General features: G+C 71.9%; 9 protein-coding genes. All 9 read right to left on the bottom strand.

Annotation, left to right across the window (positions count from 1 at the left end):
* Positions 1-56: 56 nt before the first annotated feature.
* The 9 genes from ACMXN5_RS31040 to ACMXN5_RS31000 all read right to left on the bottom strand — a co-directional run bounded on the left by ACMXN5_RS31040 (position 57) and on the right by ACMXN5_RS31000 (position 17,593).
* Positions 57-230, bottom strand: coding sequence for a hypothetical protein (locus ACMXN5_RS31040; RefSeq protein ID WP_439678224.1), 174 nt, complete (start codon positions 228-230; stop codon positions 57-59).
* Between the two features lie 168 nt (positions 231-398).
* Complete coding sequence (locus ACMXN5_RS31035; protein ID WP_439678223.1) at positions 399-524, bottom strand: hypothetical protein; 126 nt, start codon at positions 522-524, stop codon at positions 399-401.
* Positions 525-1,435: 911 nt separating this feature from the next.
* Positions 1,436-2,836 (bottom strand): hypothetical protein, encoded by a 1,401-nt coding sequence (locus tag ACMXN5_RS31030; RefSeq protein ID WP_439678222.1) that lies wholly within the window; start codon positions 2,834-2,836, stop codon positions 1,436-1,438.
* A gap of 43 nt (positions 2,837-2,879) precedes the next feature.
* Positions 2,880-4,232, bottom strand: a complete 1,353-nt coding sequence (locus ACMXN5_RS31025) for a hypothetical protein (RefSeq protein ID WP_439678221.1) — start codon at positions 4,230-4,232, stop codon at positions 2,880-2,882.
* A 19-nt stretch (positions 4,233-4,251) separates the two neighbouring features.
* Positions 4,252-5,634 carry a hypothetical protein gene (locus ACMXN5_RS31020; RefSeq protein ID WP_439678220.1) on the bottom strand — a complete coding sequence of 461 codons (1,383 nt, stop codon included), beginning with the start codon at positions 5,632-5,634 and terminating at the stop codon, positions 4,252-4,254.
* A gap of 5 nt (positions 5,635-5,639) precedes the next feature.
* Positions 5,640-9,287 (bottom strand): hypothetical protein, encoded by a 3,648-nt coding sequence (locus ACMXN5_RS31015; protein ID WP_439678219.1) that lies wholly within the window; start codon positions 9,285-9,287, stop codon positions 5,640-5,642.
* Positions 9,284-11,683 (bottom strand): hypothetical protein, encoded by a 2,400-nt coding sequence (locus ACMXN5_RS31010; protein WP_439678218.1) that lies wholly within the window; start codon positions 11,681-11,683, stop codon positions 9,284-9,286. Before ACMXN5_RS31010 ends, ACMXN5_RS31015 begins: the two co-directional genes overlap by 4 nt.
* Positions 11,680-16,038: a DUF6603 domain-containing protein gene (locus ACMXN5_RS31005; protein WP_439678217.1), complete on the bottom strand. Its 4,359-nt coding sequence runs from the start codon at positions 16,036-16,038 to the stop codon at positions 11,680-11,682. The genes ACMXN5_RS31010 and ACMXN5_RS31005 overlap by 4 nt, the downstream gene beginning before the upstream one ends.
* A gap of 49 nt (positions 16,039-16,087) precedes the next feature.
* Positions 16,088-17,593, bottom strand: coding sequence for a hypothetical protein (locus ACMXN5_RS31000; protein WP_439678216.1), 1,506 nt, complete (start codon positions 17,591-17,593; stop codon positions 16,088-16,090).
* Positions 17,594-17,631 lie beyond the last annotated feature (38 nt).

The raw sequence follows: 17,631 nt of genomic DNA, 5'->3' as shown, positions 1-17,631 counted from the left end.
TCGGGGGCCCCCGCGTTACGCCCGGAACCAGCCGTCCCGCAGACCGGCGCGCGAGCTCAGCGCGCGGCGAACCGCCCGGCCGGGGTCTGGTGCAGCCAGCCCCGCGCGGCCAGCCGCTTGAGCTTGCCGCGCATCGCCTCGACCTTCCCGGGCAGCACACCGGTGCCGAGCGCCGCGCACACATCCTTGGCCGGGACCGGTTCCGCCGCCCCCACCACCACCCGCACCACCCACCGCCTGGTAGTCCGCGGGCAGCACGCCCGCGTCCATGCCCTCCTCGCGGTGCGGGACCAGGAGCATGCCACCCGCCCCCGGTGCGGCGGCGACCCGCTCGAACTCATCCGCCCAGGCCGGGTCATCGACCTGTCCGCTCTGCTCGGCCTCGATGAACTGGCCGATCACCACCTCCGCGGCCCCAGCCGGGCCAGCTCGGCCTCGATCCCGGCGAGTTCCTTGCGCAACCGCTCGGCACGGTCGGCGAGCACCACCCGCCGCTCCATCACCCACACCAGCACATCCGCCACAACGCGCCCCTCGCCACGCCGACTTGACCCGGATCGTACGAGGCACCCGCCGCCCGACACCACGATTGCGGCGAACGGGGCACACGACAGATGATCACCTGCTACCGATCACGCCCCCGACCAGCCCGAGCACCCCAACCCCACCCCACACCAGCCCCGTGACCAGCAACTTCAGGTTGGACGATGCTCATTGATGACGCTGTGAAAGTGACGCATGTGTTATTGCCGGACGAGTGGTTCGAAACGGCCCGCGTCCCGAATCTCGAGATCGCCGGCGTCGTCGGTGACGGCCCGCGGAAGTTCCTCGCGGGGTTTCAGCGGGTCCCACGGCCTCCCGCTGTCTGGACGGGGCACGGCGAAGTCCCGAGTCCCTGACGGTTTCGGGAACCGGACGGGCCGGTCGCCCCACCGTCTCGGGCGTCACGTCGTCGATGGGGCTCAGGTGTTCCCGAAGGGATGGAAGACGAACTGCCTCTTGCCGAACGACGCGTCGGTCCTGCCTCGACAGCGGTTGTTGCGGTGGATGGGGCAGGGCTGCGGTCGGCCTGTTGAACGCGTCGTACCCGCGGGCGTTGGCGGCGTCGAGGTTGACGTTCCCGCTCTCGCAGCAGCCGACGAGGAGTCCGTCGGTGCCGGCGGTCTCGTCGACGTTGGTGTCGTAGACGAGTGGTGTGCCCAGGATCCGTACGCGTCCCCGGGTGTGCGTCGAGGGTCCGGCTGCTTTGCAGTTTGCCGGAAGCCGTCAGTTGGGCGGCGGTAATCCTGGGGTCGGTACCGGTGATCGGGCCGGGGCGTGGTGAGGGTCGGTGTCGATGGCGGTCGCCTCGAGGTCGACGGTGCACGTCTTCTCGGCTTTGACCGGTGCCGACGCGGTGAGCGTGTCGGGCAGGCGCGGGTTCGGGAGGGTGGGATCAGACGTTGCCCAACGGATAGAAGACGAATTGTGCGGTGCCGTTCTGGGGGTGTACGACTTCCCCGTCGTATCGGTCGCCGCCGTGTACGGGAAGGCCCGCGCTGCCGCCGCCGATGTCGATGCCGGCGTCATACGCCTTGGCGCCTTTGGAGTCCAGTTTGATCTTCACGCCACCGCCGGCGCCGCTGAGGAATCCGTCGGTCGGGGCGGTGGCGCCGACCTTGTTGGTGTTGGTGGTCACGATCGGCGTTCCCAGGAGCTGTACTTTGCCGCTCGTCGCGTCGAGGGTGGCGTCGCTTTGGAGGGTGCCGGTGACCAGCAGTTTGTCGGCGGCGAGTACGGGGTTCGGTCCGGTCGCCGTGACGGCTCCGGTGGAGGTCAGTGTCGTGGTGCGGACGTCGGCGGCGGTGACGGCGAGGTCGAAAGTGCATGTCTTCTCGGTTTGGATCAGGGCTGTCGCCTCCAGGGTCCGGGTGCAGGTCACCGAGCTCGCGTCCAGGGTCAGCGCGGGGGCGCCGACCACGGAGCCGGCGCGCATGCCGCCGTCCAGGAGGGGGGTGCTGACGGCGACGGTGAGGCTGTCGTAGCGGTCCAGGCCGTCGGCGCTGGTCTTGACGACGAACGTCTCGTCGCGCAGGAGGGGGAAGGTGGCGTGGGGAAAGGTGACGGCGATCCCGTTCGGGTCGGGTGTGGAGTAGAGGGTGTGCCGGCCGGGCGGGCCCTCCCAGGTGAGGATGACGGGGGTGGATTCGGGGACGAGGGTCGCCGGTTTCGGGTCGGGGTTGCTCACGGTTCCCAGGCGTGCTGCGAGATTCGCCGTGCTGGTGACCTCTCCGTCGCCGGGATCGGCCCTCGTGTCGGCTGCGGATGTCGGGTCGGTCCCGGCGGAGCCCGAGTCTCGCCGCCGGCGGAGGTCGACCTTGGTGATCTCCCGGAGGAGGACACGGTCGGTCACGGGTTCCTGGGGGCGGGAACTGCTGCTCTCGACGATGCGTAGGCGGGCGGTGCCCGCTTTGCGGGCGACTTTGACGCCGGTGAGTTCGATGGCCAGGCTCGGGGTGGGCTGGTCCTCTTGGGAGTGCTCGGATGCGGGGAATTCGGCGGTGCCGTTTTGAGGCAGGGCGATCAGGACGTCCTCCTGGATCGCGACCACCGACCACGTGTGCGGGGTGGCGGTGGCGACGATGCCGACGCCGGTCGCGGCGAGGTCGGCGGCGATGGTGCCCACGGGCAGCACGAGGGTGATCCGGTCGCACCGGACGGGCTCGCGCGTCGGGTTGGAGATCACCAGGCGCAGCCGGGCCAGGTGTGGTTCGCCGGTCTGTGGGCTGGGGATCAGCGGGTGCGGGGTGGTCTCGATGCCGTAGGTGAGCAGCGGTGCGGGTGGTGTGGTCGTCATGGCGTCTTCCTCGCTGCGGGGGTGTGGGGGTGGGCGGCGGGGTTCAGAGGCCGAATGGGTACCAGTGGAAGGTGTAGCCGGTGCCGCTACCGCCCCAGGTGACGGTTTGTCCGGCCTTGACGGGCGCGATGAATGTCCCGTAGCCGTGCCACGAGTTGTTCTTGAACGTGTGGGTGGGGGTGGTCACCCACAGTTCGAGGTCCGGGTGGTCGTGGCCGTTGGCGAGGATGAGGCCGTCCGTGGTGAACGTTCGTTGACCGGAGGCGCCCAGGAGAGTGTGGGTGGGGTTGAGGATGTTGACGCGTCCGGTGGCGGCCAGGCCTTTGGTGGTCACCGTGCCGGCGGTGAGGTTGTTCGCCTTGAACGTCGCGGCCACCGCGAGTGTGCCGCTGTATCGGGTGGTGGCCGCCTTGATCGTCGGGGCCGTCAGGGTGGGGCCGATCTGGGCCGTGTTGGTGCCGCGCATGGGTTCCTTGACGGTGAGGAGCTTGGCGGTCTTCACGGGTGCGGTGATTCTGAGGCCGGCCGAGTCCACGTCGCCCAGGGTTCCGTTGGGCAAGGTCACGCGTGGGTATTCGGGCGCGTCGACCTGGAGGGTGAACGTGTCGTGGCGGTTGACGGGTTGGCCGCCGATCTGGGAGACGGTCTGCAGGGTGAACGTCGTCTCGCGGTACAGCGGGCCGCACACCATCTGGGCATGCCCGGGATCGTTCGGGTCGATCGGGACGGGCGTGCCGGTCTCGTGGTCCGTCCAGTGCAGGTGCCGCGTGACGCCCTGCAGGGGGTTCCATGCGACGGTGACGCGGCTGCCGTGCGGCACGCGTACCGCGGGCGGGCGGCCGTCGATGGGCTCCTGTCCCGCGTACACGCGCAGGTTGGTGCCGACGGGGAAGGAGGTGGTGGTGCCGGTGGGGAACTTGGGCAGGCGCACGTACCTTTCCCGGGGTTCGGGGGTGTTCTGGCCGGTAGCGGAGGTTTCGACGACGCGGGGGTAGGCGACGCCGACGGCGCTGTTGACGGGTATGCGGGTGAGTTTGAACGACACGGGGTCGGTTGTGATCACCGCTTCGCCCGCGGTCGGCGTGAACTCGAAGCGGGCCCGGGTGGGGCTGGTGTCCTCGTTGGTCAGGGCCCACCCCGGGGTCGTGGTCGTGGCCGTGATGCCCGCGCCGGTGGCGGCGAGGTCGCGGGGGCGGGTGCCGACCGGGAGTTCGATCACGATGGACGTGCAACGCACGGCGACGTGGCCGCCGTTGGAGACGGTCACCGCGAGGTCGGCGTTCGACGGCTGCGACAGGTCGGCGAGCAGGCGCTCCGGGTTGGTGCGTACGGCGTGGTCGAGGAGCGGTTCGGTGGCCGCCTGCGGGGGGCGCGCGGCCGACGGGGCAAGGGTCATCGCGGTGCCTTCCGGAGCGTCAGGAGGAGACGGGCCTGCCGAGGACGGCCACGGCGAAGAACACGTAGTCGCCGGAGGTCGCGCTGTCGTGGGTGAGTCTTTCCCCGGCCCGGATCGGCAGGAAGATCGCGTCGGCCTCGTGGCTTCGGGTCTTGGCCTTGGTCCTGACGATGCGGTCCGCGACGGTCGCGTCGACGCGGCCGAGGTTCGGCATCCCGATTCCCTCCACCACGTAGCCCAGGAGAAGAACGTCGGTGTCGGGAAGGGCAGCGGAGAGATTCCTCCACCGCGCGACGGTGGTGAGGAGCTTCACGGTGCCTTTTGCGGTCAGGTTCGTGGTGGTGGTGCCTGCGGCAACCGTGACCTGGCCGCCCGGCACCGTCGAGCTCCCGCCGGCTTCGGCCGATCCGGTGACGGTGATCCCTGCGGTTGCGGCCAGTTCCTGTTTGGCCTCGAACGTGCCCAGGGCCGTCAGGCCCGCTCGTGCGGTCACCGTGCCCTGGACGGCCAGGCCCTTGTTCACCGTCACCGCGTCCGGGAACACCACCGCGCTCCCGTCGCGCGGTCCGGCGAGTGGTCCCTTCAGGCGCAGTCCCGCGAACGTGGGGGAGTCGACGGTGACGGTGACGGTGTCGTACATGACCTCGCCGGTGGCGGTGACCTTGGTGCGCAGGGTGAAGGTCGTCGGGCGTACCAGGGGCGCGGAGTCGAAGCGGGTGTCCAGGGAGACGTCGCGTCCGGGGTCGGCGACGGCGGCGTTCAGCGGCTGGGTGAACAACCGGCGTTCGACGCCGGTGCGGTGTTGCCAGGTCAGGGTGACCTTTTGGCCCGCCGCCACCTGTGTCGCGGGGGTGGGGCTGACGCTGCCGGTGCCCGCCCAGCGCCTGGCGGAGAGGCGGTTGGGGGACCCGGCCGGGATCGGCGGCCGGTAGGGCCCCTTGGTGATGTCGCAGTCGAGTGTGGTCGGCGTCTGGCCGACGACGTGCTCCACGATCCTGATCTTCGCGTTGCCGGGGGTCGTGTTGACGCGCAGGCCCTCGACGGCGAGTTCGGCTCCGTCCTGGTCGAACTCGAACTCGCCTCCGGGCGGGGTGAAGGTGACCGTGGCGGTGCTCGGGGTGGAGGCGATCGCCTGCTGCCATCCGGCGGGTGGTGTGGCGGTGATTCCGGTGGCGGTGTCCACCAGGGACGTGGCGCTGGTGCCGATCGGGATCTCGACGACGAGTTTCGAGCAGCGGACCGGGTCGCCCGGCGGGGCCGAGACCACCAAACCCAGGCGTGCGGACGTCGGGCCCCCGGTCGGCGGGCTCGCCTGGAGCGGGAACGGGTTCGTGAGCAACGCGTGGTCCAGGGCACCCGAGACGATCGAGTAGGGCGGGTACTCCGGGAAGTCCTCGGTCATGGCGTTCACCCTTCGTCGGACGGGTGGAGTTGGAGATACCCGGTGCGCAGGACCGGCCGGGCGAACGGCAGGGCCGGGGCCGCGTCGGCCGGGTGGGTGGGGTGCCGGCTCCAGGCGCCGGCGGGCTCGGGCTGGGCCCACGTCCAGGTGCCGTGCCGGTCGGCGGGGCGCGGCAGGACCAGCGCGCCGTCCTCGGGGGCGTCGACGGTGAACATCGGATCGAAGCGGAATCCGGCGGAGATCGCGCCGAGGGATTCCTCGAACGCCCGCCCCGCGACGCGCAGTTGCGCGGTGGGGAGGATGCCGGTGGTGGCGTGCACGGTGCCGTAGGGGTCGAGCAGCAGCGTCACGTGCGCCGCGCTGGTCGCGTCGTGGTCGCGCGACGGGCGCGCCGGCACCGCGAGGCCGTGGCCGGCGGCGATCGGGCGCAGGTAGTCGGGCTCGTCCTCCAGGTCGGCGAGGTCGTCCTCGTCGAGGACGATGTGCAGGCGCGTGTAGTCGCGTTCCTGGTAGTAGCCGACGAGGCCGTCGCCGAGTTCGTCGCGCTCCCCCAGGCGCACAGGCCACCGGTAGCGCGGGTATTCGGGGTTGGGTGGGTCCAGCAGATGCTTCCACGACGGGTCGCGGTACGGCGGCCCGTCCAGGTCGATGCGCACTCGTGCGCGTACCAGGGCGAGCGGACGCCCCAGGAGGCGGCCCACCGTGGTGGGCGGGTCCTGGTCTCCGGTCGGCGCGATCGTGGTCAGCGCGCGGTCGATGCCGCGCAGGAGACTGCGCAGCGTCGCGCGGTCCAGGGCGAGGAGACCGGTGACCAGGTGGTGCAGGTGCGCGTGGTCGTCCTCGAGGTCGCCCGCGGTGGGGTAGGTCGAGTCCGGGAGCGGCTGCCAGCGCGCCGCCGTGCTCCCGTCGGGCATGACGCTCATCGCGACCGAACCCAGCGCGCTCCCGTCCGGCGCGTAGCAGAGCACGGCTTGGTCGAGGTGGTTGGGCACGAGCCAGGCGCAGATCGCCCCGGCTGCGGCCTCCTCGTCCAGGACGTGTGTGTCGTCGGTGGCGGAGAGCAGGTTCAGCCGGGTGCGGGCGGGTTGCGGCAGGCGGGGTTTGGTCTCCACGAAGCGGCCCCGGTCGTGGTCGACGACCGTGACCGGTTCGCCGTCCTCGTCGACGCCCGGGCTCAGGTCGTCGGGCAGGCCGGGGCGGAACGCGTGGGCGGGGGTGCCTTGACCGATGCCGTCGCGCAGGTCGATCTCGTCCGGGATCACCACCGGCAGGGCGCGCCCGAACCGGTCCACGACGTTGAGGCGGGTGAACGCGAACTGCCCCGACCGCACCTGCTGGAACCGGGAGGCGGCCCATGCGAACGGGCTCGGCAACGGCCCCGGATCCGGCGGCGCACCCCGCGCGACCTGAGTACCGAGCGCGTTGTCGCGCACCCGTGAACCGCTGCCCAGGTGTACGGCCGCGTTGCTGCTGCGGGCGAGGAGCTGATCGTTGAAACCGTCCAGGGTCTGCGAGATCAGATCGGCCTCGGCCGCCTGCGCGGCCAACGCACGCAGCAGATCGGCGTATTCGCCGTCCCGGTCGTCCGCGGCGTGCCGCAGGCCGTCGGCCAGCGCCTGCGCGGGGGTGGGCGTCAGGAACTGCCGGCCGCGCAGGGTCAGGGGCTCGTGGTCGGCGCCGCGGCCCGTCCAGCGGTAGTGGTCGCCGTCGAACGTCCAGTTCGCCCGCTCGGGATTCCCGACGCCTTCGTCGTCGGCGTAGGTGATCGGGTAGTAGTCGACTTCCCACTGGAAGAAGAGCGGCGACCACGCCTGCCGCCAGGGCGCCGCGCCCAGCGCGGGGGGTACGCCGTCGGCGCGCGCGGCGGGGTCGGCCATCGCCGCGCGCAAGCCGGCCACGTCCGTGCCGGGGCGTCCCGCCGCCGCGGCCAGGGCCGCGGCGTTGGCAGGGTCCAGGTGGAAGAACTCGGCCAACAGGAGGGGAAGTTCGACCGGTGTCGCGGGCAGGTTCGAAGGTCTCGGGATCGTGTTCGTGGGGGCGGTGACGAGGTCGGTGCGGGCCGCGTCCAGGTACACCCCGCGCACCAGCTCCGCCGGTCGCCTGCACAACAGGCCCTGATCGGCGGCGAGCCGCGCCTGCTGATCCTCCTCGGTACAACGAAGCAGCACGAGAGGCTCCGCCGGCCGGTACAGGTCGGGCAACACGTTCCGCTTGAGCACGAACCCGTCCGGAAGAGCAGCGGAGTACTCGGCGACGGACTGCGCGAGCTCGGCCTGGGTGCGGCCCCACGGGATGCGGGAGCGCGCCTGGTCGCGCGCCTGCTCGCAGCGCGCGGCATCCTGTTCGGCCGCGTGCAGCCGAATGCCCACCTCATTGCGGTAGGTGCCTTCGGGCGGCGGCTCGTTGGGGGGGTCGAACTCGGGGGCCATAGGCAGCTCTTGGGCCCACCACAGGTCGTACACCCGGCGCTGCGCGGCGGCGAGGTCGCGCTCCGCCTCGTCGTACGCGGTCTGGTCGGCGTTGAGCGTGGCCAACACGTCGACGAGGGCACGGCGGGCCCGGCGGCGAACGGGCTCGGGCTGGTCGGGGGCGTCCGGGGCGATCTCCAGGGTCCAGGTGTGGCCCGAGGGGGTGGGCGTGAACCAGGAGGTGAAGATCGCGCGGGCCGCGACGAACGCGCCGTCGGGTTCGTCGGCCGCCTCCAGCAGGCCGCGTTGGCAGGCGCTCAGCAGCGCGGCCAGGCCCGGCGCGTCCTCGGGCTCGGCATCCTCCAGCGGCACGGTGGAGGCGTGCGCGCTGTTGTGGCCGACCGCCACCGCCACCAGGTCGGGGCGGGGCGACTCCGGCAGGGGGCCGGTCCGGTGCCAGCGCAGGTCCAGGACGGTGCCGTGGAAGATCCCGCGCGAGGCGGGCTCGGGAGCGTCGGGCTCGGCGTCGGGATCGGGGGTGAGGGACCACTCGAAGTCGGTCAGCAGGGACCCGAGTCCGGTGCCCGCTGCGGTGATCGGGTCGGAGGCGGTGTCGCTGTACCAGCCCGCGACGAGGTAGCCGACCGTCCATTCCCGGGCGGGGTCGAGTCCTTCCATCGTGTCGTGGATGGAGAACACGTTCTCGTTGTACGGCTGGTACACCGCGAACGTCGGCACCCCGGGCCCCACCGCCGTCAGGAACAGGCCACCGTCGGGCGGCCCCGGTTCGGCCCACGGGCGGTCGAGGGCGATCCGGCGGCCGATCCGGGTGATCGTCGCGTTCGACGTGGCGTAGGAGCTGGTCCCGGTAACGGGGTCCAAGTGATCGCTCTCGACGAGCCACGCGGTCTGCGTCCGGGCCTCGTCGCCCGGCACCCCGTGGGTGCGCACGACGAGCCACCGGTTGGGCACGAGCGGGAACGCGACGTCGGCGTCGGGGTGTTCCTGGGTGCCGTCGGTGAGCGCCTGCGGCAACTGCCATTGCAGGTAGACGCCGCCGCGGTCGGGAGCGATCGCGAAGTCGGTGTCGATGTTCCCGAACGGCGGTGGTTCGGGCGACAGGCGCAACCGGGTCAGGGCGTAGTTGGCCTGCCAGCGCTGGAAGTTCTCGCCGACGCGTACCTGGTCGTTGACGGCCAGGGCGTCGAGGGTGATCGGGACGAACAGTGGGCCGGGTGCGGTCATGACGGGCTTCCCCCCGAGGGCAGGTCGGTCAGGATCATCTGCCGAAACGGCGCGTTGACCAGTTGCAGGGCCAGCCCCGCGGGCGACAGGGGTCGGGTCTGCCCGACCTGCGTCAGCCGCGCGTCCAGCGACCGGACCAGGCCGTCGGCGCGGTCCGGTCGCAGATCCAGAACGCGTCGTCCGGATGCGTCGGGGCGCAGGTGGGCGCCGATGCCGGCCTCTCCGGGATCTGCGGGGAAGTAGGCGTTCTTGAGGGTCGTCCCGATCGGGACGCCGCCGTCGCCGAGACCGCGGAGATTGAGGACGGGTACGCCGGACTCGGGGTGCGGATCGATGCCGAAGGACAGTCCCTCGGGCGGCTCGGACAACTCGACCGCGTCGGGCACCAGATCGAAGAGCACGAGCAGCACGTCGTGTTCCAGGACGCTGCGGCGCAGCAGTCGGGCGCTCTTGTCGCCGTGCCAGGCGCGCACGATCAGTTCGGGGCATTCGCGGGTCAACGCGGAGCGGATGAGCAGTCCCGCGCGCGGGAGGGGGTGGTCGGGGTCGCGGGTGTGTGCGGCCCAGGGTGCGGCGAGGGCGGCGAGTCGGATGTCGGTGGTGCCGGTGACGCCCAGGCTCTCGGCGCCGGCTTGGAGGGCGGTGAGCCAGCCCTGGTCGACGTGGAAGAAGCGCAGCGACTCGGGCGGCAACATGGCCTCGTCGGGCACCAGGTGCGCGAACGGCACGTCGTGGAGCAGCCGCAGCCGCTCGAACCATGCCGTGACGGGCTCGGCGTCGGTATCGAGCGCGGAGCGCAGTTCCTTGCGCAGCACGGCCTGTACGCGCTCCTCGGCGAGGACGCGGTGTACGGCCCGCGCGGGTGGTGCGGGTTCGGTGCGGGTGGTGCGTGCGACGGGTTCGCGGGGCGGATCGTTCAATGCCTGGATCAGCCGCCCGGCCGCACCTGCCGCGGCGAGGCCTCGCAGGGCCCGGTCGCCGGCGTGGCGGCGGGCCAGGGCCGCCAGTTGCGCGTCGTCGGCGTCGGGGCCGGCCGCGGCCAGGCGTTGGGCGATGACGGCGCTGCGGTGGCGGGCGCGGCTGCGCCAGGCGCTCAGGCCGGCGGCGAAGTCGTCGTCGGCCAGTGCCAGTGCGCGGCCCAGGGTCCAGGCCGCCGCCCGGTCGGTGTCGTACACGCCCCAGGCGGGGTCGTAGCCCAGGAGTTGCCCGGCGTCCGTCCAACCGTCGGGCGGCGCGGCGGGCAGGGGCTGCGCCGGGGCGGGGGTGAAGGGGCCTCGGTACCAGGCGTAGGTGCGTTCGCCGGACGCCACGTGGTGGGGCAGCGGTGTCCAGCCTTCGCGGAGCCTTTCGCGTGCTCGCCCTTCGGCGGAGTCCGCCGTGGCGGATGACGTGGCGACGGGCAGGCGCAGGAGGGTGTCTCGGGGTTTCCCGCCGTCGGCGTCGTCGTAGAGCAGGTCGTGCACGCGTGGTGCGAAGCCGGCTCCGTCGGCGGGGACGCATGCGAAGGACCAGCGGTGCAGCGACACCAGGCGCACGTCCTGCGTGAGCGTGCCGGCGGCGAGTGCGGCGAGTGCCTGGCGGCATCCTTCGAGGGAGACCAGGTGGACGACGTGGCGGCCGTCGGCGGCGTTGGGCAGGCGGTTGGCGACGATCACGGAGAAGTCGCCCTCGGCGAGTTCCTCGCCGCGCAGCGCGGTGTCGGCGCGGACGGTGCGGATGTGGGCGAGGTGGAGGAGTTCGTCCTCGCGCGGGCACACCGCCGCGAACACCGCCGCCGGGATCCGGATCGTGGCGCACTCGTCGTCGGGGTTCCCCAGGACCTGCTTCTCGAGGATGTCGGGTGCCAGGGCTCCCGGTTCGGGGGTGGCGGGCCACAGGAGGTCGCGCACGCGCATTCTCTCCACGTCGCCGATCGCGGCCGGGTCCGCGGGCAGTTCCTTCGCTGCGAACACCAACAGCGCCAGCCACGGGGGACGGGGTTCGACGGGGCCGGTGTCCACGGCGTCGGGGTCGATGCCCCGCAGCCACGGCAGCGGACGGCTGTCGAGGGTGACGTGCGGCAGCGTCAGGGCCAGGTCACCGGACGATTCCGGAGCCGGGTTGACCGCGTGGACCAGACCGGGCGGGAAGGCGAATTGCGGCGCGCGGACCTCGAACGCGCGGATGGCGTCCTTGAGGTAGCCGCCGGTGTCGACGCCGTCGATGCTCTGGCTCGCGGTGATCCAGTAGCTGCCGGCCTGCACCGCGGGGATCAGGTCGTCGGCGAGGTGGAGGCTGAACGAGGTGTCGCGGTTGCGCGCGCGGGGCGGTGCGGCGTCCGGCCCCTCGCCTGCGGGCGCGGCCGGTGGGGTTTCGGTGGCGCCCATGGCGTGTTCCTCCTTGTCGGCGTCGCTCATGCCGAGCCTTGGGGGCGCGGTTGCGTCGTCTCGTCGTCTCCGCCGCCGCCTCCGCCGGCTGCTGCTGCGGCGGCGGCGGGTTCGACCAAGAGCGGGTCGGCGGGCAGACCGTACGCGCGTACGCGCGTGACGAAGTCGGCGAGCGGGGCGTTCGGCAGCGGGTCGAGCAGGCCCGCCAGCGCGTCCGCCAGGCGGGTGCGCGCGCTTACGGTGGTCGGGGTCGCGATCGTGTCGGCGACGATGCCCGCGCCGGTGCCGATCGCGGAGCGCGACCGGTCCCCGGTGGGCGGGTCGGCGGGGTCCAACGGCCCGTCGGCGTCGGGCAGGTCCTCGTAGGCGAGCGAGGCCTCCCGGATCGGCCCCAGTGGGGTGCCCGTCGACACCGGCGGCGGCACGGTGACCCGCAGGCCGGTGCGCCGGCCCGACAGTAGACGCCGATCGGGGTCGAGGATCTCGTCCTTGCTCGGCTTCGGCGGCCCCCACAGTGCGGTCGGCACCGCGCCCAGGATCGGGTCCGCCTGCCACGAACCGTCGTTGTCGAGGGGCTCCCACCGGGGCGCGGCGCCGCGCGCCGCGGTGTTTCGGGTGATGCGAACGGTGAACGGACTCGTTTTCCCGCGTTCCTGCATGGGCCGGATGTCCAGGGCGGTGCCCGCGTCCGGGGTCCGGTTCTGGAAGCGGACCGAGGACGCGGGCACCGACGTCTCGGCGACGAAGGTGAACCCGCTCGCGTCCACCAGCCACGGCCCGTCGGGATCCGCCGCATCCCGCCCGGGAGGCGGTTCGGAATCGGCCAGGATGCCCTCGGCGGCGCCGATGCGCAGCACCTTGTCGGTGGGCGGCAACAACTCGGTGAACTCGGGCCACGTCAACACCTTCGCCCCGGTGTTGCCGGGTCCGAAGGTGACGGTGACCTTGACGAACACGAACTTCGCGGTCACCCTGCCTCCGGTCGGCGGCCCCCACAGGTTCAGCGTCGCGCTCAACTCGCCCTTGAGCGTGACGAACACGACCTTGAGCGAGGCCCCGATCGTGATGCCCACGCCCAGCGCGAAGTGGAACGGCTTCCAACTGATCAACAGGTGCGCGTAGGCGCTCAACCACGCCTTCAACGGCCCCGACGAGTAGCGGACGTCGAGGGTGCCGCCGGCCATCACCGCCGAGGGGGTGAGCGCGAAGAACGACGTCCCGCTGATGTCCACCGCGCCCAGCGACCACGTGAACCCCAGCCTGGGGACCTGCGGGTAGTGCCCGGGCGCGGTGAAACCGGGGTGGTAGCCGCCCGCGGTGAGCGCGAAGTCGCCCGCGTGGGCGCTCCCGTCGAACCACATGTGGAACGCGAACCCGCCGGTGAGCACACACGAGGGGTCGAGCACGTACGAGTCGTAGAGCATCGCGGTGGCGGCGAACTCGGCGCGCGCCGAGCTGTAGACGATCCGCAGTTGCAGTTGTACCTGGGCGAACGCCCTACCTTTGGGCGGGAACGCGGCGCGGGCGGTGCCGACCAGGGCGAGGGTCAGGTCGTTCCCGGCCTCCAGGATCAGCAGCAGGCGGCCCTTGATGAACTCGAACGAGGTGAAGTCCAGGCCCGCGGCCAGCCACAGGCTGCCCTGGCGGGCCCTCACCCAGTCCCGGGTCAGGCTGTCGAGCATCTCCAGGGGCGCGCTCGGCGGGTGCGCGTCCACCTCGCCCACCAGCGGGAAATCCGCCACCTCGGTGGGCCCGGGAACCCGCAGTCCGCTGTTGAAGCCGAACCCGGCCGCGACGCCGGTGACCCGGAACGGCGGCGGCCCGCCGAGTGCGCCGGTGCCGCGGCCGAACACGAACAACGACGTCATCCCGCCGCGACGCTGGTAGGCGCCCACCGCGGTCACCCCGAACCTGGGCATCTGCACGATCAGGGTGCCCGCGACGAACAGGTCGCCGTCGGGCGGTGTCCGGTCGAGCAGCGCGCCGGCGATCCGCAGCGGTGGCCGCTCGAACTCCACGGCCAGGCCGGACAGCCGCGTCCGCGCGGGGAAGCCCTCGGCGTCCAGGTCCACCCCGACCGCCAACCCGTCGACGGCCATCGTGAACCCGGCCGCGGTCAGCGCGCCGTCGACCATGAGCCACACCACGCCGTCGCGATAGTCCAGGCCCACCCGGCGCACCAGCAGCGGCCCGAAAGCCCGCCCGATGTCCACCCAGCTGCCCGCCCGCCCCGGCGCGGCCGGCGCGGGGCCGGCGCCCGGCGCGAGCACCACACCCTCCAGGACCCCGTCCCGGCCCGGCGGCCGGGGTTTGCGCTCGCCGATCGGGAAGGTCAGCAGCGCCGGGTCCTGCCCGGGCACCGTGTACTCCAGCGCCAGCCACGCGCCGCCGGGCAGGCCCCCCTGTCGGGCGTCGACGACGGGCAGCATCGGGCCGCCGTCGCGCAGGGCCGCGTTGAACCGGTCCAAAAGCGCACGCGAGACCGGGCGTGCGGACACCACCACGCCCGCGCCGGACAACCCCAGGTCCGCGCCGGGCGGGATCGTCCCGCGCAGCAGCGGTACCTGCGACAGGCCGACCGCCACCGCGACGGACACGTACGCCGCCCACGCTCTCGTCCCGCCCTCGTCGAGGCCCGACGCCAGCACGATCGACACCGCGTCGCTGCGGGCCCGCACGACGGTCAGGCCCGCGCCCGCGTCGTACTCGATCGCCAACTCGCGCAACCCGGGAGACAACGCGGCGGGAAGCGCGTCCTCGAGGTCCCCGAACTCCGACAGACCCAGTGCCTCCAGGACCGGCAGCAGGGGCACCGCCCGGTCGTTGGGGCCCCACGAGGCACGGAACCGCGTCGCACCGGGCCCCTGTTGCAGGTCCACCTCGAAGGGCATCGCATACGGCGAGCCCTCCAGCAGCACGTCGAGATCGAGCCTGGCGGTGAACAAGGCCCCGGTCGGGCTGATACCGGCGTGCAGGGTGAACGCGCCGCCCGCGCCGGAATCGCCCAGCGCCAGCGTCCCGGCGCACGTGACCGACCCCGAGGGCCTCGAGTCCAGGTCCAGACGGACCTGCGACAGGGCCAGGCCCGCCACCGCCTCGGGAAGCCGTTGATCGAACGACGCCTCGAACCAGGCGGCCAGGACCGCCGCGTCGAGTCCGTACGCCGCGCCCGCCACACTCCACACACCGTCGGCGCGACGGCCGACCACCTCGGCGCTCGCCCCGCCGCCCAGGTCGACCACCCCACGCAACTCCGCGCCGGCGGCCACCCCGCCCTGCCCGGACAGCACGAGTTCCAGGCCGGTCACCACCACGTGGTCGGCGAACTCCCACCGCGTGTCCAGGCCCAGCCCCAGGCTGTACGCCTTCGTCGCAAGATCCAGGTCCACGGCCAGGTACGCAAGGTCCACCGACGGCTCGATCCCCGTACCCTCCAGTTCACCGCCGATCAGATCGGCCGCGCCCCCGGGGCGGGACACCGACGCGGTCAACCGTCCGCGCGGCAGCGACACCGACGCCTCCAGGACGTACCGGCCGGCGAGCGTGCAGCGGGCGTTGACCACCGCGGTCACCGACCACGTGCCGGTGGGATCGCTGCGGCGCTCGGCGATCAACACGAACGGGTCGATCCGATCCAGGACGAGCCAACCGGGTATCACGTCCCAGGGATCGGCCGGTGCGATCCGCAGCGCACACCAGACCCGCTCCACACGCCGTGCGGCCAGGTCCACCTCGATGCCGACGCTGCGCAGCGTCACCGCGGACAGGACCTCACGCAGCGGGGCCGGAACGTCGAGTCCGGTGGCAAAGTCGGCTTCCAGGAAGGGCAGATCGGCCAGATCAACGAGGTCGACGGCTGGGCCGTCGACCGGGAGGTCGCCGTACAGGCCGATGTGCCGGTCGCCGCCGGAGCCGCGCAGCCATCCGGTGTGCGCGCTGCCCGGCGGCGCGAACCCGACGGCGATATCGATGACGACGCCGGTCGGGGCCCCCTCCGCGGGGGACGGCAGCGCCTCCAGGAGCACGTCCAGGGCCGTGAAGCCCAGCTCCGAGAGCACGCTCAGGTCGGTCGCCAGGAACGGAGCGTCGACGACCCACGCGTCGCACCCCACGCGTAACGCCACGCCGGTCAGCGACTTGTTGTCCGTGTCCGCGGTGAACCGGACCCGGGCGGGACGCGCGTCCCCGAGGCCGGGCACCGAGACTAGGCCGGTGACGGCCAGCGCCTCCGGGGCGAACTCGGGCGTCGCGACGACGAGGTCGCCGTCGAGCGCCCCGGAGAAGATCGGCCGTGCGAACTCCAGCCCCAGGGTGTCGGCCGACAACGTGAAGGTGTCCGTCGAGGCGTCGAAGATATCCAGCAGTTCGGCAACTGACAGCGGCATACCCTGCTCCAACTCCAGGCATCGGTCGGTGTGTCCGACACGGGACGGATCACGGGTGCACGGGGATGAGGACGCTGTCCGCGCGCAGCGCGAACGCGGGCGCGTCGGCCGGCGGGTTGCGGACCAGGCGCGCGTGGTACCGCGTCGACAACTGGTCGCTTCGGTAAAAGAGCTCCAGGGACTGACCGGCGAAATCCTCCAGGGGCAGAAGGATCCTGAAGACCGGCTTTCCCGACACGGTGGCCGTATCGGGGGCCCATGCGACGGAACCCGCGAGCGCGCCGTCGATGTCGAATGCCTTGCCCTTGATGATCGGTGGCGTGGGCGACTGGGAAATCCAGGATGCCTGGACCGTGGGGCGCCGGCCGGCGAGCCATGCGGCGATCACCGCGACCTCCCCGCGGTTCGCACCAGGCAGGTATCCGAACGGAGTGTCCTGCGCTTGAAGTTCGCCCGTGATCAGCTCGAACCGCGGCGTGCGATCGACGGCCTTGACCTCGGTGACGAGATGCATCCAATAACGCGTCTCGGAGGCATCCGAGCGGTAGTAGAAGTTCGCCACCTTCCCGGGGAACCCCGCGACGCGTCGCAGGTCGAGGGAGAACACCGGCTTTCCTCCGGGCGCGGAGTCCACCCAGTCCCCGCGACCGGCCAGAGCCCCATCGAGATATATCGGCTCCTTCGGTTTCACCGGCGGATCCGGCAACTCACGCACCCAGGTGGCCGAGGTCTCCTGGGAGAACCCCGCGCGCCATGCGGCGATCTCCTCGACCTCCCCGCGGTTCGCACCCGGCAGATAATCGGGCGGAATTGCCTGCGCATGTAGCTCGCCCGTGATGAGCTCGAACGGCGGCGTGCGATCGGCGGCCTTCACCTTGTCCACGAGGTGCATCGAATAGCGCGTCTCGGAGGCATCCGAGCGGTAGTAGAAGTTCGCCACCTTCCCGGGGAACCCCGCGACGCGTCGCAGGTCGAGGGAGAACACCGGCTTTCCTCCGGGCGCGGAGTCCACCCAGTCCCCGCGACCGGCCAGAGCCCCATCGAGATATATCGGCTCCTTCGGTTTCACCGGCGGATCCGGCAACTCACGCACCCAGGTGGCCGAGGTCTCCTGGGAGAACCCCGCGCGCCATGCGGCGATCTCCTCGACCTCCCCGCGGTTCGCACCCGGCAGATAATCGGGCGGAATTGCCTGCGCATGTAGCTCGCCCGTGATGAGCTCGAACGGCGGCGTGCGATCGGCGGCCTTCACCTTGTCCACGAGGTGCATCGAATAGCGCGTCTCGAAGGCATCCGAGCGGTAGTAGAAGTTCGCCACCTTCCCGGGGAACCCCGCGACGCGTCGCAGGTCGAGGGAGAACACCGGCTTTCCTCCGGGCGCGGAGTCCACCCAGTCCCCGCGACCGGCCAGAGCCCCATCGAGATATATCGGCTCCTTCGGTTTCACCGGCGGATCCGGCAACTCACGCACCCAGGTCAGAGCGACCGAGGCCCGATGGCAGGCCATCAGTCTCGCTATTGCCCGCACTGCCGTCGCGGTCGCGTTGTCCGTCACGCCGGCCCCCGTTCAGATCCGAGTCGGATTCGAGCATC

Origin of the sequence: Embleya australiensis, assembly GCF_051903075.1 — a bacterium.
Taxonomy (GTDB): domain Bacteria; phylum Actinomycetota; class Actinomycetes; order Streptomycetales; family Streptomycetaceae; genus Embleya.
Note: the sequence above shows the minus strand (reverse complement) of the source record. Positions and strands in the feature narration are given on the sequence as shown.

Coding starts and splice junctions, on each gene's coding strand:
- ACMXN5_RS31015 (WP_439678219.1), bottom strand. CDS start 9,287: ATGACCGCACCCGGCCCACTGTTCGTCCCGATCACCCTCGACGCCCTG.
- ACMXN5_RS31030 (WP_439678222.1), bottom strand. CDS start 2,836: ATGACGACCACACCACCCGCACCGCTGCTCACCTACGGCATCGAGACC.
- ACMXN5_RS31025 (WP_439678221.1), bottom strand. CDS start 4,232: ATGACCCTTGCCCCGTCGGCCGCGCGCCCCCCGCAGGCGGCCACCGAA.
- ACMXN5_RS31005 (WP_439678217.1), bottom strand. CDS start 16,038: ATGCCGCTGTCAGTTGCCGAACTGCTGGATATCTTCGACGCCTCGACG.
- ACMXN5_RS31020 (WP_439678220.1), bottom strand. CDS start 5,634: ATGACCGAGGACTTCCCGGAGTACCCGCCCTACTCGATCGTCTCGGGT.
- ACMXN5_RS31010 (WP_439678218.1), bottom strand. CDS start 11,683: ATGAGCGACGCCGACAAGGAGGAACACGCCATGGGCGCCACCGAAACC.